27 protein-coding genes are annotated in these 22,656 nt (G+C 65.4%); 14 read left to right on the top strand and 13 right to left on the bottom strand.

Annotated features, from left to right (window positions below):
- Positions 1–3 precede the first annotated feature (3 nt).
- Genes VHK65_12855 through VHK65_12885 form a run of 7 tightly spaced genes read left to right on the top strand, consistent with a single transcriptional unit; the run spans position 4 to position 5,785 of the window.
- On the top strand, positions 4–513 hold the full coding sequence (locus VHK65_12855) for a hypothetical protein (protein ID HVS07033.1): 510 nt from the start codon (positions 4–6) through the stop codon (positions 511–513).
- Positions 514–526: 13 nt separating this feature from the next.
- The gene (locus VHK65_12860; protein HVS07034.1) at positions 527–1,507 is read left to right on the top strand and encodes a GNAT family N-acetyltransferase; all 981 of its coding nucleotides are present in this window, start codon (positions 527–529) and stop codon (positions 1,505–1,507) included.
- Positions 1,508–1,549: 42 nt separating this feature from the next.
- On the top strand, positions 1,550–2,356 hold the full coding sequence (locus VHK65_12865; GenBank protein ID HVS07035.1) for an ABC transporter ATP-binding protein: 807 nt from the start codon (positions 1,550–1,552) through the stop codon (positions 2,354–2,356).
- Position 2,357: 1 nt separating this feature from the next.
- Positions 2,358–3,440: an ABC transporter permease gene (locus VHK65_12870; protein ID HVS07036.1), complete on the top strand. Its 1,083-nt coding sequence runs from the start codon at positions 2,358–2,360 to the stop codon at positions 3,438–3,440.
- Entirely contained in the window at positions 3,440–3,841 is a 402-nt protein-coding gene (locus tag VHK65_12875; GenBank protein HVS07037.1) for a pyridoxamine 5'-phosphate oxidase family protein, read from the top strand. The genes VHK65_12870 and VHK65_12875 overlap by 1 nt, the downstream gene beginning before the upstream one ends.
- Positions 3,828–4,241, top strand: a complete 414-nt coding sequence (locus VHK65_12880; GenBank protein HVS07038.1) for a TIGR03618 family F420-dependent PPOX class oxidoreductase — start codon at positions 3,828–3,830, stop codon at positions 4,239–4,241. The genes VHK65_12875 and VHK65_12880 overlap by 14 nt, the downstream gene beginning before the upstream one ends.
- Positions 4,242–4,252: 11 nt before the next feature.
- Entirely contained in the window at positions 4,253–5,785 is a 1,533-nt protein-coding gene (locus VHK65_12885) for an acyl-CoA dehydrogenase family protein (protein ID HVS07039.1), read from the top strand.
- Here the strand turns inward: VHK65_12885 and VHK65_12890 are convergent.
- The 6 genes from VHK65_12890 to VHK65_12915 all read right to left on the bottom strand — a co-directional run bounded on the left by VHK65_12890 (position 5,751) and on the right by VHK65_12915 (position 11,140).
- Positions 5,751–7,007 (bottom strand): ArgE/DapE family deacylase, encoded by a 1,257-nt coding sequence (locus VHK65_12890; GenBank protein HVS07040.1) that lies wholly within the window; start codon positions 7,005–7,007, stop codon positions 5,751–5,753. The genes VHK65_12885 and VHK65_12890 overlap by 35 nt on opposite strands.
- 34 nt (positions 7,008–7,041) lie before the next feature.
- Positions 7,042–8,331, bottom strand: a complete 1,290-nt coding sequence (locus tag VHK65_12895; protein HVS07041.1) for a Clp protease N-terminal domain-containing protein — start codon at positions 8,329–8,331, stop codon at positions 7,042–7,044.
- Between the two features lie 52 nt (positions 8,332–8,383).
- Positions 8,384–8,545: a hypothetical protein gene (locus VHK65_12900; GenBank protein HVS07042.1), complete on the bottom strand. Its 162-nt coding sequence runs from the start codon at positions 8,543–8,545 to the stop codon at positions 8,384–8,386.
- Positions 8,546–8,659: 114 nt separating this feature from the next.
- The gene (locus VHK65_12905) at positions 8,660–8,869 is read right to left on the bottom strand and encodes a DUF5670 family protein (GenBank protein ID HVS07043.1); all 210 of its coding nucleotides are present in this window, start codon (positions 8,867–8,869) and stop codon (positions 8,660–8,662) included.
- A gap of 389 nt (positions 8,870–9,258) precedes the next feature.
- Positions 9,259–10,317: a hypothetical protein gene (locus tag VHK65_12910; GenBank protein ID HVS07044.1), complete on the bottom strand. Its 1,059-nt coding sequence runs from the start codon at positions 10,315–10,317 to the stop codon at positions 9,259–9,261.
- Positions 10,318–10,420: 103 nt separating this feature from the next.
- A complete protein-coding gene (locus VHK65_12915; GenBank protein HVS07045.1) occupies positions 10,421–11,140 on the bottom strand; it encodes a lysophospholipid acyltransferase family protein in 720 nt (239 codons plus the stop codon).
- Positions 11,141–11,286: 146 nt separating this feature from the next.
- Between VHK65_12915 and glpX the strand changes: the two genes are divergently transcribed.
- Positions 11,287–12,312 (top strand): class II fructose-bisphosphatase, encoded by a 1,026-nt coding sequence (gene glpX / locus VHK65_12920; protein HVS07046.1) that lies wholly within the window; start codon positions 11,287–11,289, stop codon positions 12,310–12,312.
- On the opposite strand, the gene VHK65_12925 is transcribed toward glpX, so the two are convergent.
- Genes VHK65_12925 through VHK65_12940 form a run of 4 tightly spaced genes read right to left on the bottom strand, consistent with a single transcriptional unit; the run spans position 12,309 to position 15,155 of the window.
- Complete coding sequence (locus tag VHK65_12925) at positions 12,309–12,935, bottom strand: CPBP family intramembrane glutamic endopeptidase (GenBank protein HVS07047.1); 627 nt, start codon at positions 12,933–12,935, stop codon at positions 12,309–12,311. The two genes, glpX and VHK65_12925, sit on opposite strands and share 4 nt — an antisense overlap.
- A 1-nt stretch (position 12,936) precedes the next feature.
- Positions 12,937–13,242, bottom strand: a complete 306-nt coding sequence (locus tag VHK65_12930) for a Dabb family protein (protein HVS07048.1) — start codon at positions 13,240–13,242, stop codon at positions 12,937–12,939.
- Between the two features lie 14 nt (positions 13,243–13,256).
- The gene (locus tag VHK65_12935; GenBank protein HVS07049.1) at positions 13,257–14,684 is read right to left on the bottom strand and encodes an MFS transporter; all 1,428 of its coding nucleotides are present in this window, start codon (positions 14,682–14,684) and stop codon (positions 13,257–13,259) included.
- Positions 14,685–14,687: 3 nt separating this feature from the next.
- Complete coding sequence (locus VHK65_12940; GenBank protein ID HVS07050.1) at positions 14,688–15,155, bottom strand: MarR family transcriptional regulator; 468 nt, start codon at positions 15,153–15,155, stop codon at positions 14,688–14,690.
- An 87-nt stretch (positions 15,156–15,242) separates the two neighbouring features.
- Between VHK65_12940 and VHK65_12945 the strand changes: the two genes are divergently transcribed.
- From VHK65_12945 to VHK65_12955, 3 genes are all read left to right on the top strand, one after another.
- Positions 15,243–15,821 carry a YceI family protein gene (locus tag VHK65_12945; protein ID HVS07051.1) on the top strand — a complete coding sequence of 193 codons (579 nt, stop codon included), beginning with the start codon at positions 15,243–15,245 and terminating at the stop codon, positions 15,819–15,821.
- 111 nt (positions 15,822–15,932) lie between these two features.
- Positions 15,933–16,640: a hypothetical protein gene (locus VHK65_12950; protein ID HVS07052.1), complete on the top strand. Its 708-nt coding sequence runs from the start codon at positions 15,933–15,935 to the stop codon at positions 16,638–16,640.
- Between the two features lie 38 nt (positions 16,641–16,678).
- Positions 16,679–18,079, top strand: coding sequence for an amidase (locus VHK65_12955; GenBank protein ID HVS07053.1), 1,401 nt, complete (start codon positions 16,679–16,681; stop codon positions 18,077–18,079).
- On the opposite strand, the gene VHK65_12960 is transcribed toward VHK65_12955, so the two are convergent.
- The 3 genes from VHK65_12960 to VHK65_12970 all read right to left on the bottom strand — a co-directional run bounded on the left by VHK65_12960 (position 18,076) and on the right by VHK65_12970 (position 20,923).
- On the bottom strand, positions 18,076–19,647 hold the full coding sequence (locus VHK65_12960) for a vanadium-dependent haloperoxidase (GenBank protein ID HVS07054.1): 1,572 nt from the start codon (positions 19,645–19,647) through the stop codon (positions 18,076–18,078). The genes VHK65_12955 and VHK65_12960 overlap by 4 nt on opposite strands.
- Before the next feature lie 3 nt (positions 19,648–19,650).
- On the bottom strand, positions 19,651–20,205 hold the full coding sequence (locus VHK65_12965) for a hypothetical protein (protein HVS07055.1): 555 nt from the start codon (positions 20,203–20,205) through the stop codon (positions 19,651–19,653).
- A gap of 100 nt (positions 20,206–20,305) precedes the next feature.
- Entirely contained in the window at positions 20,306–20,923 is a 618-nt protein-coding gene (locus VHK65_12970; GenBank protein ID HVS07056.1) for a twin-arginine translocation signal domain-containing protein, read from the bottom strand.
- A 152-nt stretch (positions 20,924–21,075) separates the two neighbouring features.
- On the opposite strand from VHK65_12970, the gene VHK65_12975 reads away from it, so the two are divergent.
- The 3 genes from VHK65_12975 to VHK65_12985 all read left to right on the top strand — a co-directional run bounded on the left by VHK65_12975 (position 21,076) and on the right by VHK65_12985 (position 22,649).
- Entirely contained in the window at positions 21,076–21,966 is an 891-nt protein-coding gene (locus tag VHK65_12975; GenBank protein ID HVS07057.1) for a 5'-3' exonuclease, read from the top strand.
- Positions 21,963–22,367 (top strand): DUF4260 domain-containing protein, encoded by a 405-nt coding sequence (locus VHK65_12980; protein ID HVS07058.1) that lies wholly within the window; start codon positions 21,963–21,965, stop codon positions 22,365–22,367. Before VHK65_12975 ends, VHK65_12980 begins: the two co-directional genes overlap by 4 nt.
- Before the next feature lie 66 nt (positions 22,368–22,433).
- Positions 22,434–22,649, top strand: coding sequence for an Rdx family protein (locus VHK65_12985; protein HVS07059.1), 216 nt, complete (start codon positions 22,434–22,436; stop codon positions 22,647–22,649).
- Positions 22,650–22,656: the final 7 nt, after the last annotated feature.

Consider the following 22,656-nt stretch of genomic DNA (forward strand, 5'->3'; position numbering starts at 1 on the left):
AACATGAAACGACCCGCGCTTTCGATCGCGCTCGCTCTCGGTGCAACCCTGGTCATGACCGTGACCGCGGCCGCCAGCAGCGCCTACACCGAGTGGATCCACGGCACAGAGTTGCCGAATGCCACGCCAACCGAGGGCCAGTTCGTCGGCGAGGCCACCGGAAGTTTCGCCGGAGCCTGGTACATCGATGTCCGGCATCAAGTCCTCACGACTCATCCCGTCTCGATCACCGGCGGTAGTTTTCGAATCAACACGGTGATCAACGGATGGCCGGACGAGATCCGGGGCTCGTTCAAACCCTGGTCAGGGACCGTCACCCAGATCAGGGGATTTACCGGTTGCACCAATCAGCAATATGCCGTCACGGGCCAGCTGGTCGGTGTCGGCGTCGACGGCGGAACCGGCACGGGAACATTCAGGGCGACGCTCACGCACTATCGCGCCAATATCTGGTTTGTCGGCTGCGTCGTCTACAGCGCATCCATCAGTGGCTCGGTCTCACTGAACTTCTAGGTAGTGTGAGGGGGTGCCCGGCACCCCCTTTTCGATCCGGCCCGTCAAGACGGAAGAGTTGAAGCCCTGGCTCGACCTTGCCAACCAGTTCCGGCACTGGCAGGAGGATGTCCCGGGGTTTCTCTTCGAAGAGACCTTGCGCCCGGTGGATGAGCCACGGCTGAGGCTTGGTGCATGGACGACCGAGGGCGTGCTGGCGGGGACGGCGGAGGCTGCCGTCGGTGAGGATGGGGAGCGGTGGATCGATCGCTCCCGCGGATTCGTCGTGGTGGCTCCGGCGTACCGGCGGCAAGGGTTGGGTGCCCGCTTGGCCGACGAGGTCGAGCGCTTCGCGGCGAGAGCCGCCGTCAGATGGCTGGAAACCGAAACGCGCGAGCCGGAGCTCGCGGCAGCTCGACCGCTTCTCCAGAAGCGCGGCTTTAAGGAGCTCGAGCGCTACCAGACATCGCGCCAGAAGCCGAGCACCGTGGATCTCCGCACCCTCGACCAGCTCCGGAGCCGCCTGCGCGCCGGGGGCATCGAGACCGTTGCGCTTCCAGATATCGACGGCCAGCACACTCGTCAAGAGCTCTATCGGTGCAACACCGCCATCTGGCGTGACATGCCGCACGAGGCGCACGTCGATTGGGAGGATCCTCCGTTGGAGACGTTCACGCGAAGCATCTTCGAGCGCCCCTCCGTTCTGCTCGAGAGCTTCTTTGTGGCCCGTGACGGTGATCACATCGTCGGTTTGAGCTATCTTCTTCGCCGCCCCGATGGCGATGCCGAGGTCGGCGACACCGGCGTGCTTCGCAGTCATCGCCGGCGTGGGATCGCGCGGGTATTGAAGCTGCTGGTGACCAGCTACGCGGCGCAGCACGGGATCTCCTCCGTGCACACCGACAACCGCGCCGATAACGCGGGCATGCTGGCGATCAACCGCGAACTCGGGTTCAAACCGGGCGAGGTGATGGTCGTCCTGGAGAAGACGATGACGGCGGTGCCCGCAATCTGAATTCCGAGGACAAACAGAAGCAGCAGCGATAATGGCTGCTGCATGAGTATTGTCACGCGGCCCGGCGAGCCGGGCCTCGGTACGCAGACGCAGGGCTTTGCGATCGTCGTCGAGGGATTGCGCAAGCGTTACGGCAGCCTGATCGCCGTCGACGGTATCTCGTTCCGGGTCAAGGAGCGAGAGATCTTTGGACTGCTGGGTCCCAATGGTGCCGGCAAAACGACGACGGTTGAGATCCTCGAAGGCTTGCGCAGCGCCGACGACGGCCAGGCGCTCGTGGGTGGCATCGACGTTCGCAGGGATCCCCAGAGGGTCAAGAACGTGATCGGGGTGCAGCTCCAATCGTCCGCCTTCTTCGACGGCCTGAGCCTGATCGAACTGCTGGACCTGTTCGCCGCCCTCTATAGGCGAACGGTCGACGCCATGGCCATCCTCAAGAAAGTCGACCTTGCCGAGAAGGCGCGCTCGAAGGTGAGCACACTGTCCGGCGGCCAGAAGCAGCGCTTCAGCATCGCCACAGCGCTCGTCAACGAGCCACAAATCCTGTTTCTCGACGAGCCGACGACTGGACTCGACCCGCAGGCACGCCGGAACCTCTGGGAGCTGGCGCAATCGATCCGTGCCGAGGGCCGGACGATTTTTCTCACCACCCACTACATGGACGAGGCACAGACCCTCTGCGATCGGGTCGCGATCATGGACCACGGCAAGATCCTGGCGATGGAGCCGCCCGACGCGTTGATACAGCGGCTCCTCGACAAGGGATTTCAGGGTGAGCGGGTGGAGCGATCGGCCAACCTCGAGGACGTCTTCCTCGACATGACCGGTCACGGACTTCGCGAAAGCTAGCGTGAAACGCAGCCCCTTCGTGATGCTGACCTGGTCGTCGCTAAAGGCCTATTTCCGCAACCGCGGTGCCATCTTCTTCAGCCTGCTGGTGCCGCTGATGATCATGGGCATCTTCGGCTTGATCAACTTTGGCGGGAGCACCGCCTCGGTCAACATCAGCGTCGTCGACCAGGCCCACAACCAGGTGAGCGACACCATCATCAGCAATCTTCGGGGAATCAAGGCGGTCAAGCTGCACCTGGGCAGCCTGGATGCCGAAAAGCGCGAGCTCACCCAGGGAAACCGCGACCTGGTCGCGGTCCTTCCGGCGTCCATCGGCCAGGGATCGACCGCCATCGCCGGCTACTACAACCAGGGCAATCCCCAGAATTCGCAGGTCGCGATCGCGATCATGAACCAATTCATGGATCGAGCCTCCTTTGCCCAGGCCGGCATCGCGCCGGCTTTTACGCTGCAGGCCCAGCCGGTCCAAAGCCGCAACCTGACCTACGTCGATTTCCTGGTGCCGGGCATGATTGCCCTGTCGATCATGCAGACCGGACTCTTCGGCGTGGTGTTCACCTTCGTCCAGTGGAAGCAGCGAGGGATCCTTCGTCGCCTGATGGCCACGCCCATGCGGGTTCGCGATTTCTTCTTCTCGCAGCTGGTCACCCGGCTAACGACGGTGGCGTTGCAGATTGTGGTCCTGCTGGCGGTCGGGTTCTTTGTCTTTCACTTCCATTTCGCGGGAAACCTGCTCTACCTGCTGATCGTTGGCATCGTTGGTGGCGGCGTCTTCCTGGCGATGGGCCTCGCCATTTCGGGGGCTTCCAAAAGTGAGGAGACCGCGGCGCCAATCGCGAACCTCGTTTCCCTGCCGCTGATGTTCCTCTCCGGCATCTTCTTTGCGCGCTCCAGCATGCCGGAGTGGCTGCAGACGATCACGCAATACTCGCCGCTGACTTATGTCTCGGACGCCCTGCGCAGCATCAGTGTCGACGGCGCCTCGCTCTGGGCGGTGCGTGGCGATCTACTCGGTATATTCATCTGGCTCGGGATCACGGTGGTGCTCGCCACCCGTCTATTCAAGTGGGAGGTCGTCTGATGGCAGTTGAGCTCAGCCCGAAAATGCAGGCGTTTACCCAGGAGGTCTTTCCCGCGATCATCGGGACCAACCGCAAGGACGGTTCCGTCGAGATTGTGCCGGTCTGGTTCGAGCAAAAGCATGGGATCTTCTGGATCAACGGCGGGACCAATCGTGGCTGGTTCAAACACCTACAGCGGGATCCGCGCATCACGCTGCTCTTGATCGATCCGAAGGAAATGTTCCGCTGGGCGCAGGTCGAGGGGCGCATGGTCAATTGGGCGGAAGACCCCGGCGGGGAGCACATCAATCAGCTCTCGCATCGCTACCTCAAGAAGGATTACCAGGGCCCCCGCACCGGCCGGATCAAGATTCAGATCGAGCCGTTACGCGTCACGGGCGCGATCGATGGCTGGCGCTAAGAAGGCAGCGGCGCTCAGCCCGGCGGTTCGGAAGTTGGCGGCGTTGCCGATCCTGGTCGTGATTGCGACCAAACGGGACGACGGCTCCGTGCAGTTGAATCCGGTGTGGTTCGAGCTGAAAGACGGCTTCGTCTGGCTGAACAGCAACACCAATCGTGCCTGGCCGAAGAACCTGCAACGCGACCGCGAGCTGACGATGCTCCTCGTCGATCCGAAGACCCCGGACCGCTACGCACAGATCCGAGGTCGCCTGGTCAGCTTGATCCCCGACCCGAAACACGAGGTCATCGATCGCCTCTCCGATCGCTATACCGGCAAGAAGTTCCGTGAGCTCGAACCCGGCGAACACCGGGTCACCTTCAAGATCCAGCCGGTCACGGTGACCGGGCAGATGATCTAGGCGCCAGCGTGATGCCGGAGCTGCTGCCGGCCAACACCCGGGACGCTGACCCGACGCTGCGTCTCCTGCTTAAGGCGTGGCTTCGACGCGAAACCCTCGACGTGGTCGAGCCAGCGTTCCGCGAGATGGGTCGGGCCGCTGCCGAAGAGCTCCAGGCGTGGGGGGATGCCTGCGAAGGCCAGCCGGCCTTCTTGCGGTCGTTCGACGCGTGGGGCGAGCGTGTCGACGAGGTGGTCTACCCGGATGCCTGGCGGCACCTTGCGTCGGTGGCCGCACGAGCTGGGCTGGTTGCGTTGCCATACGAGGACCCCTCCCGTCTCGGCGCCGAAGCGCGCCTCGTGCAGGCGGCCCTGTGTTACCTGTTCGCGCCGTCGACCGCAACCTACTTATGTCCGGTCGCGATGACCGACGGCGCGGCCCGGGTGCTCACCGATGCGGGCGGCGTCGGGCAGCCGCGTGCGGTGCTCGGGCACTTGATCAGCCGCGATCCCGGCGAGGCGTGGACATCCGGCCAGTGGATGACCGAACGCCAGGGCGGCTCTGACGTTGGGCAAAACGCCGTCGTCGCCAAACGTGATGGTAATCGCTGGCGTCTCTTCGGGCAGAAGTTCTTCTGCTCCAACATCGGGTGCGAGGTCGCCCTCGCACTGGCTCGACCGGAGGGCGCTCCGGCCGGAACGCGGGGCCTCGCGCTCTTTCTCCTGCCACGCGATGGTCCCGACGGCCGCCGCAACCACTATCGCATCGATCGGCTGAAGGACAAGCTGGGAACCCGCGCGATGGCGACCGGTGAAGTCACGCTCGACGGCGCCGAGGCGGAGCTGGTCGGCGATGCCGACCGTGGCTTCGCGCAAATGACCGCCATGCTCAACATCACGCGGCTGCACAATGCGATCACGGCTGCGGCAACGATGCGCCGTGCGCTGATGCTGGCGCAGGCATACGCAGCCCAACGCCAGGCGTTCGGTCGAAAGCTCGAGCAGCATCCGCTGCATGCCGATGTGCTGCGCGAACTGGCCGCGGAGGCCGACGCCGCGCTCTACCTCACGATGCGGATGGCGCAGCTGCTGGGACGGATCGAGGCGGGGACGACGAAGCCGGGCGATACCGCGGTCTTTCGAGTCGGCATCGCGCTCGCCAAGCTCTACACCGCGAAGCAGGCGGTGGCCGTCGCGTCCGAAGCGATCGAGTGCTTCGGCGGTCAAGGCTATATGGAAGACACCGGATTGCCGCGCCTCCTTCGCGATGCCCAGGTGCTACCCATCTGGGAGGGCACCACCAGCGTGCTGGCGCTCGATGTCCTGCGTGTGCTGCGCAAAGGCGACGCGCTCGACGCCCTGGGCGCGGAGCTCGAACGGCTCGATGCGCCCGAGCGCGAGTCCGCGCTTGACCTGGCGAGCAAAGCCAGCGCCGTAGACGGCGATAGGGGGGAGTCGTCGGCGCGCCGTCTCGCGTTTTCGCTGGCGCAGTCCTGGATGGGTGGCCTCCTGGCGGAGGCCGGCGTCGAGATCAGGCCGCGAGGTATCGGGCTGCCGCGGCGGTAACGACGCGGGCCGCCTGCACGATTTCGTTCACCGCGATCCACTCGTCAGTGGCGTGCGCCTGGCGGATATCGCCTGGTCCGTAGAGGATGGCCGGTGTCTCGGCTTCGTGCACCAGCAAGCGCATGTCGGATCCGTACGGAGCACCTACGACCTCGGGCGGCACATCGAACTCCTGCGTGTGCGCGGCGCGGAGCGCCGCGAAGGCCGGAAGATCCGGGTCAACCTCGACCGCATCGAACTGTCCCCCGTACCACTCGAGCTGCGGCGGATGCTCACTGAGCCAGCCATCGCGCTGTGCGGCATCGGCGAGGGCCGCGGCAAACTGACGGCGCACCTCCGCCGCCGCCATGCCGACCGGCACGCCGACGCGACCTTCACACTCCAACTCGTCGGGCACGGTCGACGACCATGAACCCGACCGAATGCGACCGATATTGAGCGCGTAGGCTATCGGGTAGTCGCGGAAGAGTGGATGTGGCTGCTGATTCAGGGATCGCTCGAGTTGCCGGAGCCGGCCTTCGACCAGCTCGAACTTCTCGATCGCGCTGACGCCCTCGTAGCGAACCGAGGCGTGCGCCGACCGGCCGCCGATCCGTAGCCGGAACGTCAGTGCGCCGGCCTGCGCCGGGATCAGCCGCAGCCGGGTCGGTTCCAGGACGTAGGCGGCATCTGCGCGATAGCCGCGATCCGCCATGGCGAAGGTGCCAATGCCGCCATCCTCCTCGCCGACGACGCTTTGCACAACGAGCCGGCCACGTAGCGGCAGCCCGCTTTTCTTGAGGGCCGCGGCGGCGCTGATGCCGACCGCGAGGCCCGCCTTCATGTCGCACGCGCCGCGCCCGTACATCCGCCCCGCCTGAATGTGTGCCGACCAGGGAGAGGCATGCCAGGCCTGGCGGTCTCCGAGCGGGACGACGTCGACGTGGCCGTTGAGGACCAGCGATCGCTCCCCCTTCTGCCCCAGCAGGCCGGCCACGAGCACGGCCTCCGTCCGCTCCACCTCCATGCCGGGAAATCGTGGATGGGCCTTGAGCCGGCTAACGTCCGCCTCGAAGCGGTCGACCTCGAGCCCCGCCTCCTCGAGCACGAGCGCCACGAGATCCTGTGCCGCGCGCTCGTTGCCGGTCACCGAAGGGATCCGGACGAGATCCTGCGCCAGCCGGATGCAGGCGTCCGTGTCGAGCGCTTGCAGCGCCCGGGTCTCTGGTCGCTCGGCGATCACGGGGTGAGTGTAGTGGGGTGAGAAGTTGCGCTGCCTATAAGCGGGGTATCTGCTGCTGGCCGTAAATGATCAGATCGACGGGCACGTTCAGAAGACCCGTCAGGCTGTAGACAAAGTTCCAGAACGCGGCGCTCACCGGCCCGCCCCGCCAGAGCAGGAAGAAGAGAATCAGCAAGGGCAGCATCCCTAACCGGCTGGCGAGAATACGCAGCTCGATCGACAGCCAGGGGGCGATCATTCCGAATCCGTCGAAGCCAGGAATCGGAATCAGGTTGAGCACGATCGCCGTGACCTGGAGGAAGACGAGGAAGGCCAGGGCGGCCCAGAAATGGACGTCGCCGAATGGCGGGACGCCGCCAAACACGAGGAATGGCCATGCGATCAATACGGCAAACAGGAGGTTGCCGAGCGGGCCTGCGGCCGAGGCGAGCGTGCGCCAGCGATCGTTGCGAATGGCACGCTCGTTGAGATAGACCGCGCCGCCAGGCAAACCGATCCCGCCAATCAGGAGAAACACAAGTGGCAGGGCGATGCTGAGCACGGGGTGCGTGTACTTGAGTGGGTTCAGCGAGAGGTAGCCGGCGGACGCGACCGATCGGTCACCACCCAGGAAGGCGACGAACGCGTGGCCGAACTCGTGAATGCAGAGTGACGTCACCCAGCCACCGACGACGAGCAAGATGCTCAGCGGGATCGTGAGACCCGGGGCGGCCCCGGACCAGAGCCCGACACCCCCGATGATCGTGGCACCGAGCGGGATGGCGAAGACCGGGCTCACGCGCACCACGCCATCGAGCGACGGCAGTGGCCGGCTGCGGAGTCCTTTGGTCGCGGAGCCGGGCGTCGTGAGGTACTGGCGGAGCGCATAAAAGGTCACGCCGGCCTTCTCCAGCACCTCTGCCGTCGATGTCGAGTCCTTATACAAGAGGGCGAGCAGCATGTGAAGCGGATCCACCCGATAGTGGCCCAGCTGCTCGGCTTCCCGGTGCGCGTGGTTTAGCATGTACCGCGTCGCGCTGCCAATCGGCACCGTCTTCCAGGATGAGGGTGTGGCGTTGCCAGCACCGACCCGAGGCGTCTCCAGCTGCTCGATGTTCGCCCCCATCGCTTCGAGAGCCCGACGGGCGGGGTTGCGTGGCAAGAACACGAGGCCATAGAGCACATGCAGGGGTTCGACGGTGGGTGCCCCGGTTTGTGCCGCGAATCGCTGCGCGACTTCGAGCACATCCCGAGCCGAGTCGGTGAGGGGGATCTCGTTGCTGATCTGCTTCAGCGTCCAACCGTCGGCGGAGCTGCCGCTGGTCGGTTGGGAAGTGGTGGCCATGGTGCTTAGAACGATACGATGCGATGAATTCGGGCGGCCGGCGCCTGAGCGCTCAGGGTGTCTTGACGGTGCCGATACGCATCCGGAGCCGCCCCTCGATCTGTCCCAGCAGCCAGGCGGCGAACTGCTCGTGCGCGGGGTGTTGCTCTCTGACCACTTCCAGCATCTCGTCGTGGATGTGGGTCAGTAGCTTCAGGAACTCGCTGTCGTCCATTCCCCACCTCCTCGGCCTCTGGCATGGTGCACGGGTGGCCGGTGGGCAAATTGTAGACGGCTCCGGGCAACAAAAAAAGCGGTCCGGCGGCCGCTTTTCCCTTCGGCGACGACGTCAGACGTCTGTGTGCTCGACCTCCCTGACCTCGGTGGTGTGGTGGTGCTGCCCGGTGCCCGTGCGCATCGCGACGGACAGCTGGTAGACGACGCCGATGATCGCCAGCAAGAGCAAGAGGAAGATGAGGGTGCCGCCGATGTGAAAGCCGATGCCGGCCAGCCAGAGAATCACGAGAATCGCGACGATCGCCCAGATCAGAATTGCCAACGAGTCCACCTCCGTGGCATGGGCCCGCTCGCTTTTGCCCCCGTGATATAAGCGCTATCACCTATTTTGTGTCAGCAATGACATAGAGTCAAGGGTCGAATGGCATTAGCCGTTAGGGAAACTTGGGGAAGGCGGCTGCCTGAGACCTATCGCACGCTCAGGATGAGGTAGCCGGAGATCGACAGCAGCACGAAGAGGGCAAGGATGCCCACCGCCGCAAAGGCGGGAAGGGCCGTGCTCTCGCCGTCCGACGCCTCCATGAGGATCAATCCTGCGCGCCGACATTGAAGCCCTCATGAGGGCACCCTATGAGCTCCCTAAGACGTGCGTCGTCAAAAAAGATAAAGGCCGGGCGCGTGCCCGGCCTTATCGATTTCCTGAACAGCCGGTCAGCTTGCTGCCCGGTCTCCGTGGTTCCCGTTGTCGTCTTCAGGTGCCACCACGGTGACGTGGCCGCTCATTCCGACCACGGTGCCGTTGGGCAGGATGCCGCCATGGATCGTGCAGTAGAACCCATACGTCCCAGGCGTCGTGAAGGTGATCGTGTACTCGCTCCGGCGTATGAAGCCGGGTAGCTTCCCAGCCAGGTTCCAGTACTTGAACATGCTCCGGGACATCAGGTACCCGGAGTTCAGGTTGCCGCCGCTGTAGGTTGCGGGTGAGGGGGCCGAGGCGAAGATCTCACCGGGGGGCGACAGCGGTGCACTCGCGTAGCCAAAGGTGACGCTGTGCGGATCGCCAAAGTTCGCCAGCCTAAAGGTCACCTTTTCCCCGGCCTGGACGCGGACTTCGGTCGGATAGTAGTTGATCAAGTCGATGGTTCGATCGCCGGCGCCGACCAGGGCGCCGTCTTCGCTATCGCGACGCAGCAAGGCGGCATTAAGGGCGACCGATCGTGCGATGTCCGCTGCCATCTGCGCGTGTGCCCGCGTCTGGTTCTGAGCATCGGTGCGCGGTAGATCGCCCCGCGTAACCCGAATCGAGCCGTGCATGTACTGATGGAGCATGCACTGGAAGTGGTAGGTCCCGTTGGGGAGGTTGGCTCCGATCTTGAGCGTGAATGGTGGCGGCGGGGGCGATCCCGGTCCACCACCGCCGCCGGGAGTCCCGTTGACGAAAGTGGTGGGCGTGTCCAGGCTAGTGGAGCCGGTCAGGCCCGGCGGAAACACGTAATCGAGGACGGATTTCCCGGCTGGCGGGTTGAAGGTGACGGTGTGGAATCCTGCCCAATTGAAATTGACCAGATCACCCGGATGAACGGTGATGTCCGATACGTAGAAGCGGTTCAGCGAGGCGAACGACGCGAAGTGTTCGCCGCCAACCGTGATGTTCCACGTCTTCTGGGTGTCAGCCGAGGCGGGAACCGTCGCGACGGCGCCAAGTCCTGTGGTTGCCAGGGCCATCGCCAATCCGAGTGTGCGAGCGCGCGCCATCAATGGCAGCATCAATGTCCCACTCCTCCTCTGTTAAAGGGGCCTAAGGAAAACGATCCGCCCAGTCTTATCACCGCCTGTGGCGGATGTCAATGAGGGAGGCCGCCCAAAGTGCGTTTCAGTACCAGTAATTCGAGCCCTCGGCTGAGGCTGAGCCCGTTGGCGCCGGCTCGTCCCGCAGCAGCCCCTTGGGCCCGGCCAGCGTGCGGACGGCTTGCTCCGTCCGGGCAATGAAGGTGTCGTAGTCCTCGCCCGACTGCGGGTAAAGGGGATCGCCGAATTTGATGCTCGCCGGGTGCCGCCTGGGGATTCGGCGGAACCGGGGAAAGACCTCGTAGAGGCCGTCGACGTAGGCCGGCACGATCGGCACCCCGGCGTCGATGGCCAGGATCGCGGCGCCTTTTTTGAAGGTCCCGATATTGCCGGTCCGGGACAACGTCCCCTCGGGAAAGATGACGACCGACCAGCGATGGGCGAGATGTTCCTTCAATCGATCCAGCGCGGGTCGGGCGCCACCCGCCCGCGGAATCGGAAACGTGTTGATCAGCAGTTGCGTCAGGGCCCCCTCCCATTTGCGCTTGAAGATCGAGTCGGCGGCTGCGACCACAAAGGCCCTGAAGCGGAAGCGGGCGGGGAGCGCCTGGAGCATCACGACCGCATCGAGGGCGCTGCTATGGTTGGAGACGAAGACCGCACCGCCCTTGAGAGGCTTGACCCGGTAGCGGTCGATCACGGTGAGCGGCGAGAAGGCGCCCATCAGCGGAAAGATCAGGAAGGTTTGCAGCACGGCGCGCGCACCGCGGATCGATCCTCGCTGGGTCCAGGCGGGAACCGTCACGGGCGGCGGACTTGTGGTTCCCAAAATTCTCCCCTCCGGCGGCCCGCCCAGCTAAAGTAGGTGCGGGATTCCATGCCGGAACATCGCAAGCGTAACAACCACAGGTCGGTTGGCATAGGTCCATTGAGGACCTTTACAACGCCCTGATGGCTCGCCCGCTCGGGGCGACCGAAAGCGTGTCTGCCGAGATCAGCCGAAACCTGGCCCTCGAGCTGGTTCGGGTCACCGAGGCCGGGGCTCTGGCCAGTGCGCGCTGGATGGGCCGGGGGGACAAGAACAACGCCGATGGCGCCGCGGTCGACGCCATGCGGCGTGCGCTCGGCCTCGTCACGATGGATGGGATCGTCGTCATCGGCGAGGGTGAGAAGGATGAAGCGCCGATGCTCTACATCGGCGAGCGGATCGGCACCGGCGAGCCTCCGCAAGTCGATGTGGCGGTTGACCCGATTGACGGCACGACGCTGCTCTCGAAGGGACTGCCCAACGCGATCTCCGTCGTCGCCATGGCCGCCGGGCGCGGGTCGCTCTACGACGCCAGGCACGTCCACTACATGCACAAGATTGCGACCGGCTCCGATGCTGCCGGCTCGCTGAACATCGATGACCCGGTGGCGGTCAACCTGCAACGGGTTGCTCGAGCGAAGCGCATGCGCGTCAGCAATCTCACGGTGGTCATCCTCGACCGGCCGCGACATGAGGGGCTGGTCAAGGAAGTCCGCGAGACGGGCGCCCGCATCAAGATGATCACCGACGGCGATGTCGCCGGCGCCGTCATGACCGCCATCGACGGCACCGGTCTCGACCTGCTCATGGGCATCGGCGGATCGCCCGAAGCCGTGCTGGCTGCCGCCGCGCTGAAATGCCTCGGCGGCGAGATCCAGTGCAAGCTCTACGCCCGCAACCCCGAAGAGAAAGAGAAAGCCGAAGCCGCCGGCGCGGATTTCGACCGCGTGCTCGGCATCGACGACCTGGTCCGTAGCGACGATGTTTTCTTCGCCGCCACCGGGATCACCGATGGCGAGATGCTCCAGGGCGTCAAGTACCACATGAACTGGGCGGAGACGGAATCGCTGGTCACACGTAGCCGGTCGGGCACGCTTCGCCGGATTTACGCGCGCCACCACTGGGGCTACAAGCAGCGGGAGTGGCTGGGCCAGCCCGAAGAAGGCTAGCCCCGACCGACCAGGCGCCAGCGATACACGAGGTAGGGCCCGAGGCTGAGAAAGCCGCAGGTGATCGCGGCGTGGACCACCACGGGGGCGAGTAACGATGGCGGCGACGGCTGCCAGAGATAGATCAGACCCAGCGTCAGGCCAGCGGCCGTCGCCCCGACGACCGGGCGCCAACCCCAGCGATCGATGAAGTGATAGGCGCCGAACACCGCGGTGGCTGTGAGCACGGCGAGCAACGGCGCGTTCCACCAGCGAGCCAGGCTGCCCTGCAGGAATCCCCTAAAGAACCACTCTTCGATGGGGGCGTTGAGCACAAGGTAATAGGCGCTCTGCACGAGCAGGTCCGGCTCCGTGGGCACGAACCAGCGGCCGCTGCGGCGCGAGAGATAGACGTTGAAGGCCGCGGCAATGGCAAAGCCTGCCGCCGCGGCGGGGATCGCCACGAGAAGGTCGCGCGATGGATGCGTGATCACCAGCCCGAGGTCGCGCAGCGGCGTCCCGGTTAGCCAGCTGAAGACGAAGGGGACAAGGGTGAGCGGGACGAGCCGAACCGCCAGGTCGAGGCGCATCCACGACCAGCTGCTCGCAACGGTTGTGCGCAGGACAGCCGGCGCGGCCGTCACGTTAATCCGAGTGGTCGATGACGTACTGGATCGCCTCGCGCTGCGCGAGAATGGGCCGGATCAGGTTCTGAATCACCGCCTGGTGGTCCGGATGGTTCGCGTAGGTCTGCAACCCTTCCTGATCACTGAAGTCCGCCACCAGCGCAAAATCGGCGTTGCCGGACTGGACGCCGAGATCGCGGCCGTATCGGTAGGACTGGATGCACGGGATCTTGGCGGGCAATTGATGCAGGGCCGCCTCGACCTTGGACACGTCCTCGGCGGTGGTCTCCGGCTTCCAGCGGAAGAGGGCAACGTGGCGCAGCACTGGCGGTTTCGAGCTTACCCGATCGCCTGCTGCTCGACGGCCCGCGACGACTGATCGGCCGAGGCCGCGGACCCGCGCACCATCGACGTCACCGCGGCCAGCAGCGCGGCGATGCCGGCGACCAGGAAGCCGTCCTGATACGACGCGAGCGCGGCCGCCGTCGGTCCGGCATGCTCGGCCAGGTGGGCCGGTATTCGAAACGCGATGACGGCGGCGGCGGTGGCAGTGCCCAGCGCCATGCCGAGATTGCGGCTGGTGGCGAGCAGGCCGGCCGCGGTCCCCGTTCGCGCCGCTCGCACCGCGCCCATCACGGCGCTGTTGTTCGGCGACGTAAAGAGACCGGTGCCCACTCCGTTGACCAGCAGTGGCGGGACGAGGTCGGCGTAACTCGGATGAAGCCCGAGCCGGCTCAACCAGTAGAAGCTGATGGCAACCAGGATCATCCCGCCCGAGGTCAGAGCACGCGACCCGACGCGGTCCGAGAGCCAGCCGCTGATTGGCGCGAAGACCAGCATCGCGACCGGCACCGGTGTCAGCAGGATCCCGGCGTGGAAGTAATCGAACCCCAGCCCGTGGATTAGGTAGAAGGGGACCAGCAGGTTGAGCATGAAGATCGCGAGGTAGGCCAGCACGCTGCTGGCCAGCGCCGCCGAGAAGAGCCGGTCACCGAACATCGAAAGGTCGACCATGGGTGCTGAAGCCCGGCGTTCCCATCGGACGAAGCCAATCGCGAGCCCGGCGCTCAGCACCAGCAGGCCGAGTACGGCGGGCGACAGGATGCCCCAGCTCGGGGCCTGGCTCAATAGAAGCAAGAGGCAGAAGAGCGCGAGCGAGCCCAGCAGTGCACCGGGAACGTCGAAGCGCGTGGGCTCTCGGCGTTGCGGCCTGGCATCTTCGCGCAAGAAGAGCAGCGCGAGGAGGATGCCGCCGAGGCCGAGCGGCAGGTTGACAAGGAAGAGACCGCGCCACGACCCGGTGACGAGGACGAATGCGCCGATTAGGGGCCCGGCGGTGAGCCCGGCATAGATGAAGACGGCATTGATGCCGAGCGCCAGGCCTAGTTCAGTCGGCGGGAAGGCACGCGTGACGATGGCGGCGGCAACCGAGAACATCATCGCGCCGCCCAGCCCCTGCAACGCGCGGCTCGCGAGCAGCCATCCGAAGCCGGGGCTGAGCCCGCTGGCGAGGGCGCCTAGCGTGAAGACGACAAAGCCCACAACATAAAGCCGCTTGGTCGAGATCAGATCGCCCAGTCGCCCAAACGTCATCAGCAGCGACGTGATGACGAGCACGTAGGTGACGATCACCCATTCCGCCGACGTGACCGGCTGGTGCAACGCACCCGCGATCACGGGGAGTCCGATTGAAATCGTGCTGATGCCGATCGGTGGGCAAAACGCCCCCAGCGAAACACCAAGCATGGTGCGCCACTTTTGCGACATCGGTCAGTCGGCGCCGGCCGGTGTGGTCCGCATGGGACGCCCGAGCGGCTCTAGGGCATCGGCTAGCGCAGACAGCTGCGCTGCGGATAGGCGCTTGCCAAAATGCTCCCGGACGCCGCGCAGGTGGACCGGCCTGGCACGGTGCAGGCGGGATCCGCCAACCGTCGTCAAGATCGCGAAGGTGCCCCGCCGGTCCTCGGCACACTTGCCCCGCTTCACGAGGCCGGCCTGAACCAGGCGGTCGACTAGGCGGGTAAGACCGCTGCGGCTCAGGCGGACCCGCTCCGACAGCTCCGTCATGCGGAGGCGCCGGTCGGGGGCCATCCCGAGCTGGATGAGGACGTCGAACTCGGCGAGGGTCATGTTCTCTTTTTCGATGAGTTCCGATTCCAGCTGGCGGAGTAGGGCGGCCTGGGCATCTAGGAAGGCCGCCCAGGCACGCAGTTCGGCAGGTTTGAGCTCGGCGGCCATACGGAATAGATTGTCCCATCAAACTGTTTGCTCTAGCGATTGTTGTATACGCAACAAATCCTTGAGAGACCGGGAGGACCGAGTTAGATGAAGTGGGCAATCGATCCGAGTCATAGCAGCGTCACGTTTACGATCCGGCACATGATGTCGAAAGTGCGCGGCCAGATGAAGGCCAAAGAGGGCTACATCGAGGTCGACAACGACAACCTGAACACGGCGAAAGTCGACGTTGTCCTCGATGCGGCGACCGTCGATACCGGGGTTGAGATGCGTGACAACCACCTGCGCAGCGCCGATGGGCACTTTGACGTCGAGAAATACCCGACCATCACCTTCAAGAGCACGCGCGTCGAAGGTAAGGAGCCCTCGGACTTCAAGGTGATCGGTGACGTGACCATCCGCGGCAAAAGCAAGGAGGTCACGCTCAACGCCAGCTTCAACGGCGAGGGCAAGGACCCGTGGGGCAACCGCCGCGTGAGCTTCTCCGCCGAGACCAAGCTGAACCGTAAGGACTACGACCTGACCTGGAACCAGGCACTCGAGGCCGGCGGCTTCCTGCTCGGTGACGATGTCAAGCTCGAGATCGACCTCGAGGCGGTCCCGGCGCCGACCCCAGCTGCGGCCAAGAAGGAAATCGAGGTCGAAGCCGCGGTCGAGTCCCGCTAAGCCGACCCTCTTTCATACAGCAGCCCGCCAGCGTTGTGGCGGGCTGTTTCGTTTCAGGCCCGTCGCAGCGGGATTGCGAAGACCAACCGTTGCGTTTCCTGAGGGTCACGCGTGAGCCGGGCTGTCTGCCGCAACTGCTGGACGTGGTACATCAAGGGGGAGACCGTCTGCCCGCACTGCCACATGCCGCTGACGGTCGCCGATGCGGGGGCACCGCCCGTCACCGCGGGCGGCCCGTTGCCGGACCCCGCTCTTCCGAGTACGCCACAGCCGTTCCCTGCTCTTGGAGCGTCGGGTACGAGGCAACCGAACTGGACGCTGCTGCTTCCGGCCGGCATCCTGGCGATCGTCGCCGTCATCGCCATCGGCGTCCTGATCTCGCTGAATTTGGGGGGGCCGGCGGTGGCGTCCGACGGTCATTTCTCCGTAAAGGCCCCGCGCGGTTGGGTCCCGACGACTACCAGCTTCGTCGCGGGTCGGCGGGTGGTCCTCGCGCTGGCCAGGCGTTCCAGTGGTGAGCGATCCGAGTTCGACGTGGCGGACTTCGGCCAGCTGGTCCCTCTGGCGGACATCCAGAACCACTGGGGCGAGGTCGCCGCCCAGATGCAGGCCCACCTCGGAACGTTGACGTCGACCACGATCGGCGGCACTCCAGCGCTCCGCGTTGACATCGAAACACCGCAGTCCAGTGGCCAGCTTCTCTTCGTCAACTACGGCACGACCACCTACATCGTCGCGCTGGCGGCGCCACCGAGCCAGTTCGAGCAAATGCGCAGTGGCGATTTCGCCGCGATCCTCTCCTCCTGGCAGTGGCGGTAGTGTTCGCGGGATTCCCGCGTCGTCGATAAAGTTAGCGGGTGATCGATGACGGCTGGGCAGTCAAGAGTGCCCTCGAGCAGGCGCGCGCCGTCGCGGCCAGGCAGGTCAAGCCGAGCGAACTCGTCGCGCTCTATTACGGGCGCATCGAGGCGATCGACCCAGAACTCAATGCCTACGTTCTCCTGACCAGGGAGCTGGCGGAAAGCCAGGCCGCCGCGGCGGAAAAGCGCGTGGCGAGGGGCGAACACCTCGGCCTGCTCGACGGGGTGCCGGTCTCGATCAAGGAGACGTCGGCCCTCGCCGGGTATCGCAACAGCCTCGCCTCCCGCGTGTTCGAGACGTCCACCGCCCAGGTCGACGGCTTTGCCATCGGCCGGCTGAAGAACGAGGGTGCCGTCATCCTGGGCAAGACGAACGCGTCGGAGTTCGGGACGCGGCCCGTTACCGAAGGCCCGATGTTCCCACCGGCCCGCAACCCGGTCGACAAGAGCCGGACCGCCGGCGGATCGAGTGGCGGCGCGGCCGCGGCCGTGGCGGCGGGCTTGTGTGCCCTGAGCCATGGGGGCGATGGCGGCGGCTCCATCCGCATCCCCGCCTCGTGTTGCGGAGTTGTCGGATTGAAGCCATCGCGGGGCCGCATCTCGAGCGGGCCGCTGCTCGGGGAAGACTGGGCGGGGCTCGCCACCAGCGGCATCATTGGCCGGACTGTCGCGGATGCGGCGCTCGGCCTCGACGCCATGAGCGGCCACCTGCCTGGCGATCCGTATTGGGCTGAGATTCCGGAACCATTCCTCGCGGCGGCGCAGCGCAAGCCGGCGCTGCTGCGTGTCGGATGGACCATCGATGCGCCGGCTGCGGTTGACCCGGAGGTCGCGGCCGCCGTCGAGTCCGTCGCGGCGGAGCTGGCCCGCCTCGGGCATCGTGTGAGCCGGGTGAAACCCGACCTCGGGCAGTTTCGCCCGCTGATCCAGATCCTTGCCGTCACGGCCGTCGGCGCGTTACCAATCACCAGGCCGGAGTTGCTCGACCCTCTCAATGAACGGATGTTTCAAGCCGCGCCGTTGTCGACGGCGGTCGATTACCTGAAGGCGTTGACCGAGCTCCATCAGCAGGCGCGACGGCTGATCGCGACCTGGGACCAGATCGACGTGTTGCTCACCCCGACGCTCACCGATCCCGCGCCGAAGATCGGAACGCTGGGCCAGGACGTCGACACGGCGTCCGGCGAGTTTCTCGACTGGTTGAGCTTTACGCACCCATTCAACGGCACCGGGCAGCCGGCGATCAGCCTTCCGCTGGCCACCTCGAAGGCGGGGCTCCCGATCGGCATCCAGCTCGTCGGCCGGCCGCGTGACGAGTACAGCATCCTGTCGCTGGGTGCCCAGCTCGAGGCGACGCTCAAGCCGCAAGCGGACATTACCGCCGGGCGCCGTAATTAGTCTGTTTCGCGGTCATCGTTCTCGTCGCCGTGATCGCGGTCGTCGTCAGCACCGCTGATATAGCGTTGCGCCTTGGCCCACGCCTGCCGGGCGACGCGGCGGCCGGCGGACCTGGCGTCCAGGTCGCCCTGCTCGAAGTGGATCCCCCCGTAGCGCCGCGAGAATCCGGCCTGGTTGGCGGCCTCGCCGAACGTTGCCCAGCGAAGGGTAAGATCGGCGGCCGGCACGGCTCCGGACTCGAACTTCGAGCTGCCCGCCGGAAACGTGACCGAAGCCCCGAACGTCTCGCTCCCTGTGAAGAGTCTCAGGATCTCCGCCCCGGCCGCACTGAAGGTGCTGTGACCCGAGCTGTACTCCGGGAAGGGCGGCGTCGGGAACGTTGAGGCCTGATAGGGCAGCCAGTCCGCACCATCGATCAGTCGGGTGCCCCGATACGGGCCACCCCAGGCACGTACCTGTTGCCCTCGGAAGAGGTAGCGGATGGAGGTGATCGGCCGGACCGAGTCGTAGAATCGCTTATTGTCCCAGCAGCAGACGCTCGCGTCGAAGACGGCGTTCGTCAGGGCGAAGAAGAGCTTGACGTCGGCGTCGACCCCGTGCTTGTGCGCACCATGATGGTCACGGCGTGAGACAAACTGGGCGAAGAGGTCCCAGTGCCCGGGCGGCAGCTCGGAGTGCGGCCCATCCGCCCAGTACTCGGCGATCATCTTCTGCGCATCGTTGAGACCGGCGCTGAGGGCGAGCAGAGCGCGGGCCTGCGACTCGTATGCCGCGGAGCCGAACCTGGCTGGCCCGGTCGGCGATCGTAGCTGGGCGACGTTGGTGAGCGCGAACGGCGTGACGTGTTGCCATTGGGCGCCGACGAAGGGTTGGGTGAAGTCGGCTCCGCTCGCATCGATGTAGCGCAGGTGCTGCCAGCGATTCGGGTCGTGGACAGTCGCAGGGTCGAACTTGCTGCCCGGCCTCAGATCCATCGGATCGTTTGTCGACTTGTAGCCCGTGTAGTCCGAGTAGGCGACGCCAGGCTTCCCACCAGGCTCGTCGCCCAGCTGGTTCGCGCCGTCCCGGTGCCGGAAATCGAGGACCGCCCGGGCGGCCACATTCCCGACTCCCTGGGGTGTGCTGATGTTGTCCGTCGTGTTGGCGGGGTCATAACCGAGCCGGCGCATCAGCGGGTCGAGAACGCTCCCCCGGTCACCAGGGAATAGATCGACAGCCGCCCGGTACGCCGCGAAGCTGATCGCCGTGTTGATATTGGCCAGCGTGCGCTCCCGAGGTGGCCGGCGGAGAGCGCCGCCGAGTCGGGTCCCGACAGCCTGATGGTCGTAGGCGGCCCAGGCGTCAAAGATGCAGGTGTGGACGATGGCGAGGGCCCGGGCCACCATGGGCGGCCCGAGCTTCGAATCCCTGACCCCCTGTAGCGCCGCCTCGTTCCAGAGCAGGACGGCGCTGTCGCTGGAGGCGAAGGCGTCGAGCGGCAGCCCACTCAACGCTGGTGTAGCCGCCGCCAGGACGCCCCATTTCAGCGCGGTTCGGCGATTAATGCGAAGCGGTTCTCGCTCGCTCATTAGCTAATGGATCGTGACCTGGCCCTCCAGCAGGATCTCATGGAAAGTCAACCCCGAAATGACCAGCGTGGCTGTGGCGCCGGGGCCTCCCGACTTCACCGTAAATGTGAAGGCCTGGCTGGGTCCGGCTCCGAGCCCGGTCACGGTCGCCGTCCCCTTCAGTACGGCGGTGCCGCCCGATACCTGCACCGAGCTGACCGTTCCGGTGACGTACATCGCGTTGACTTCGAACTGCCCGCTCTCTGGCGCGCCAGATGCGGTCGTCGGCGCGAGAGCCAGACATTCGAAGTGCCCGCTCTGCCCACTGGCGTGGAAGGCGAGCACTGTGATCACTGGGATGAACGACGGGGCGCCGGTCCCACCCTCGATGATGGTCTTCCCCGCGCCGGCGACCTGGTGATCGCCCTCCCTCTCGGCGCCTGCGGTTATCGATCGGGTGGCGGAGCCAACCAGGGCAGCCGCCAGGAGTGCGGCCCCAGCCAGGAGCCAGAACCGTCGCCGCCCCCGAACACCGCTGAACCGACCGAGTGGCTCGGAAATCAACTGATTGCCTAACATGCCATTTCCCTCCTATCCTCTTAGGCTTGCCTGAAAGTGGGGAGACGCCTAGCGGCGTCTCCCCGGACGATCCGCTTAGCTACACATACGTTGCGGTGAGCTAGTTTTCCTGTTCCCCGTGAAGCGCGTGGAACAGGGTGCGGTTCGAGTGCTTGCCGAACCCCGGGGGCGCCGGCATGAAGAAGTTCACGAACCCCCTCGAAGCATTGATCCCCTCGTCAACGGACGGCGGCGTGCCAAACAGGTTGCAGCTGACGAAGAGGATTCCGTCGAGTCCATCGGAGTACTTGATGCGGAGGACAGCCAGTCCAGCGCGCGTATCGGCGAGGCTTCCGATGTGGTCGACGAGGGGTGGCCGCAGGTGGCCCGGCGCGAGAACCCAGCTGACGAGCTCCGTCACCCGATAGGTGCCGCTGCCCGGCACATCCGGATTGGTTGTGCTCCATGTCCCACCACCGGTCACCTGACGAGGATGCCCGGGCCGGAACGTTCCACTGCCCGTCAGGGTCAGCGTAAATTCACCCTCTGAGCTCGCTGTGTCGTCCCCGCCAGCTCTGACATCGGGAGGGCTGATGTCGATCAGGTCCCACCTTATCCTTCCGGCTCCCTTGCCGTCCCCCTCGGCGAATGCTACCGACGGGAGGCCCACCGCACCGAGGGCGCCAACCGCCGCGGCAACTTTGATGATCTGCCGTCTGGTGATCCCCGGGTCTGTCATGAGTTCCCCTCCCTGACTAAATAGCGACCCTACTGCACGCCCGGCCCACTCCGAGCGGCTTCACCCTACGCCAAACTAGGATAACGGTCAAGATATTTTAAGAAGCGACTAATCCTGAGTTCGCTGTTACGCTCGGATACGATCGAGAGACCATGGCAACGGACTGGCTCCTCCTCGACGGCTCGAGCCTGATGTTCCGCGCTTTCTTCGGCATTCCTGTCGGCGCCTTCAAGGCTCCGGACGGCCAGCCGGTGAACGCCGTGCGCGGATTCCTCGACATGCTGGCTCGCCTGGTCACCGACCGGAAGCCCAAGGCGCTCGTGGTCGCGACCGATGAAGACTGGCGGCCGGCATTTCGGGTGAAGGTGATCGCGAGTTACAAGACGGAGCGTCTCGAGCGCGGCGCGATGCCTCCGGAGCTCCAGCCACAGGAGCCGATCATCCACGCGGTGCTGCGCGCGATTGGCGTCGAGGTGATGGGGGCGGCGGGCTTCGAGGCCGAAGACGTGATCGCCTCGCTGCTGCCGAAGATCACCGGCAAGGTCGAGATCGTGACCGGTGACCGCGACCTCTTTTCGCTGGTGCGCGATCCGGACGTCACCGTGCTCTATACGCAGAAAGGAATCGGCAATCTGCTCGTGGTCGATGAGGCGGAAGTCGAGAGCCGGTACGGCATCCCGGGCCGTTCCTACGGCGACTACGCGGTGCTGCGCGGCGACCCATCCGACGGGCTGCCTGGTGTTCCTGGTGTGGGGGAGAAGACCGCCGCCCAGCTGGTGCGGCGCTTCAAAGATCTCGATGGCATCATCGCCAGCGGCAAACTCGGCGACGCGGCCAATGCCTACATCGAGCGAGCGCGTCGGGTCGGCGTCCCGGTCAGCATCGCGCCCGTCCCAAAACCGAAAGGGACCCGCCCGGCCACACCCAGCGATCCGCAGGCGCTCGCAAAACCGAGCGAGATCTATGGCGTCGGCTCGTCGATCGACCGGCTCGTCCGTGCCCTGGCGGGACCACCGGCCGCCATTCGTACCCCGCGGCCATGACGGGCCGGGATGCTCGCCGCGGTCCGCTCGCCTTCCTGCTCGATCCGATCGTGCTGCAGCGGCTCGAAGGTGGAATGATGCTCGTGCTTTCGCTGCTCCTGTTCTGGAAGTACTCCGGCGCGTGGCTGCTCTACGCCGTGCTGATCCTTGCTCCGGACCTGTTCATGCTCGGCTACCTCCGTGGCCCGCGCGCGGGCGCCGCGGTCTACAACCTCGGTCATAGCTGGCTGCTGCCCGGGCTCATCGGAATCGTTGGGGTTCTGGCCAGCGCGAGCGCGGACCTGCCCATTGCGCTCATCTGGTTCGGCCACATCGGCGTGGATCGGCTCCTCGGTTACGGCCTCAAGCTACCGACCGGCTTTCAGGACACGCATCTCGGACGCATCGGCCGGAATCGCTGATACGCTTGGCTCGTGATTGACCCCAAGCACCGCGTCACGATCGAATACTGCGTTCCCTGAAACTACCTGGACCAAGCCGTCGGTCTGGCGGCTGAGATCCTCGGGGCCTGGGCGCCCATCATGATCGAAGTGTCCCTGCGCACGGGCAGCAAGGGGCGCTTCGAGGTGGCGCTCGACGACCAGCTCATCTTCAGCAAGGTCAAATTGCGTCGTTTCCCCAATCGGGGTGAGATCCTCGGCCTGGCCGAGCCGGTGCTCGGACCGCCGATCGCCTGGCGCTAGCGCACAA

This window comes from Candidatus Dormiibacterota bacterium, assembly GCA_035544955.1.
Lineage (GTDB): Bacteria > Chloroflexota > Dormibacteria > CF-121 > CF-121 > CF-13.

Excerpts from the sequence above, each read along its gene's own strand:
- VHK65_12855 (HVS07033.1), top strand. The coding sequence starts at position 4 with ATGAAACGACCCGCGCTTTCGATCGCGCTCGCTCTCGGTGCAACCCTG.
- VHK65_12865 (HVS07035.1), top strand. The coding sequence starts at position 1,550 with ATGAGTATTGTCACGCGGCCCGGCGAGCCGGGCCTCGGTACGCAGACG.
- VHK65_12875 (HVS07037.1), top strand. The coding sequence starts at position 3,440 with ATGGCAGTTGAGCTCAGCCCGAAAATGCAGGCGTTTACCCAGGAGGTC.
- VHK65_12880 (HVS07038.1), top strand. The coding sequence starts at position 3,828 with ATGGCTGGCGCTAAGAAGGCAGCGGCGCTCAGCCCGGCGGTTCGGAAG.
- VHK65_12885 (HVS07039.1), top strand. The coding sequence starts at position 4,253 with ATGCCGGAGCTGCTGCCGGCCAACACCCGGGACGCTGACCCGACGCTG.
- VHK65_12895 (HVS07041.1), bottom strand. The coding sequence starts at position 8,331 with ATGGCCACCACTTCCCAACCGACCAGCGGCAGCTCCGCCGACGGTTGG.
- VHK65_12900 (HVS07042.1), bottom strand. The coding sequence starts at position 8,545 with ATGGACGACAGCGAGTTCCTGAAGCTACTGACCCACATCCACGACGAG.
- glpX (HVS07046.1), top strand. The coding sequence starts at position 11,287 with ATGGCTCGCCCGCTCGGGGCGACCGAAAGCGTGTCTGCCGAGATCAGC.
- VHK65_12935 (HVS07049.1), bottom strand. The coding sequence starts at position 14,684 with ATGTCGCAAAAGTGGCGCACCATGCTTGGTGTTTCGCTGGGGGCGTTT.
- VHK65_12940 (HVS07050.1), bottom strand. The coding sequence starts at position 15,155 with ATGGCCGCCGAGCTCAAACCTGCCGAACTGCGTGCCTGGGCGGCCTTC.
- VHK65_12945 (HVS07051.1), top strand. The coding sequence starts at position 15,243 with ATGAAGTGGGCAATCGATCCGAGTCATAGCAGCGTCACGTTTACGATC.
- VHK65_12960 (HVS07054.1), bottom strand. The coding sequence starts at position 19,647 with ATGAGCGAGCGAGAACCGCTTCGCATTAATCGCCGAACCGCGCTGAAA.
- VHK65_12965 (HVS07055.1), bottom strand. The coding sequence starts at position 20,205 with ATGTTAGGCAATCAGTTGATTTCCGAGCCACTCGGTCGGTTCAGCGGT.
- VHK65_12970 (HVS07056.1), bottom strand. The coding sequence starts at position 20,923 with ATGACAGACCCGGGGATCACCAGACGGCAGATCATCAAAGTTGCCGCG.
- VHK65_12975 (HVS07057.1), top strand. The coding sequence starts at position 21,076 with ATGGCAACGGACTGGCTCCTCCTCGACGGCTCGAGCCTGATGTTCCGC.
- VHK65_12980 (HVS07058.1), top strand. The coding sequence starts at position 21,963 with ATGACGGGCCGGGATGCTCGCCGCGGTCCGCTCGCCTTCCTGCTCGAT.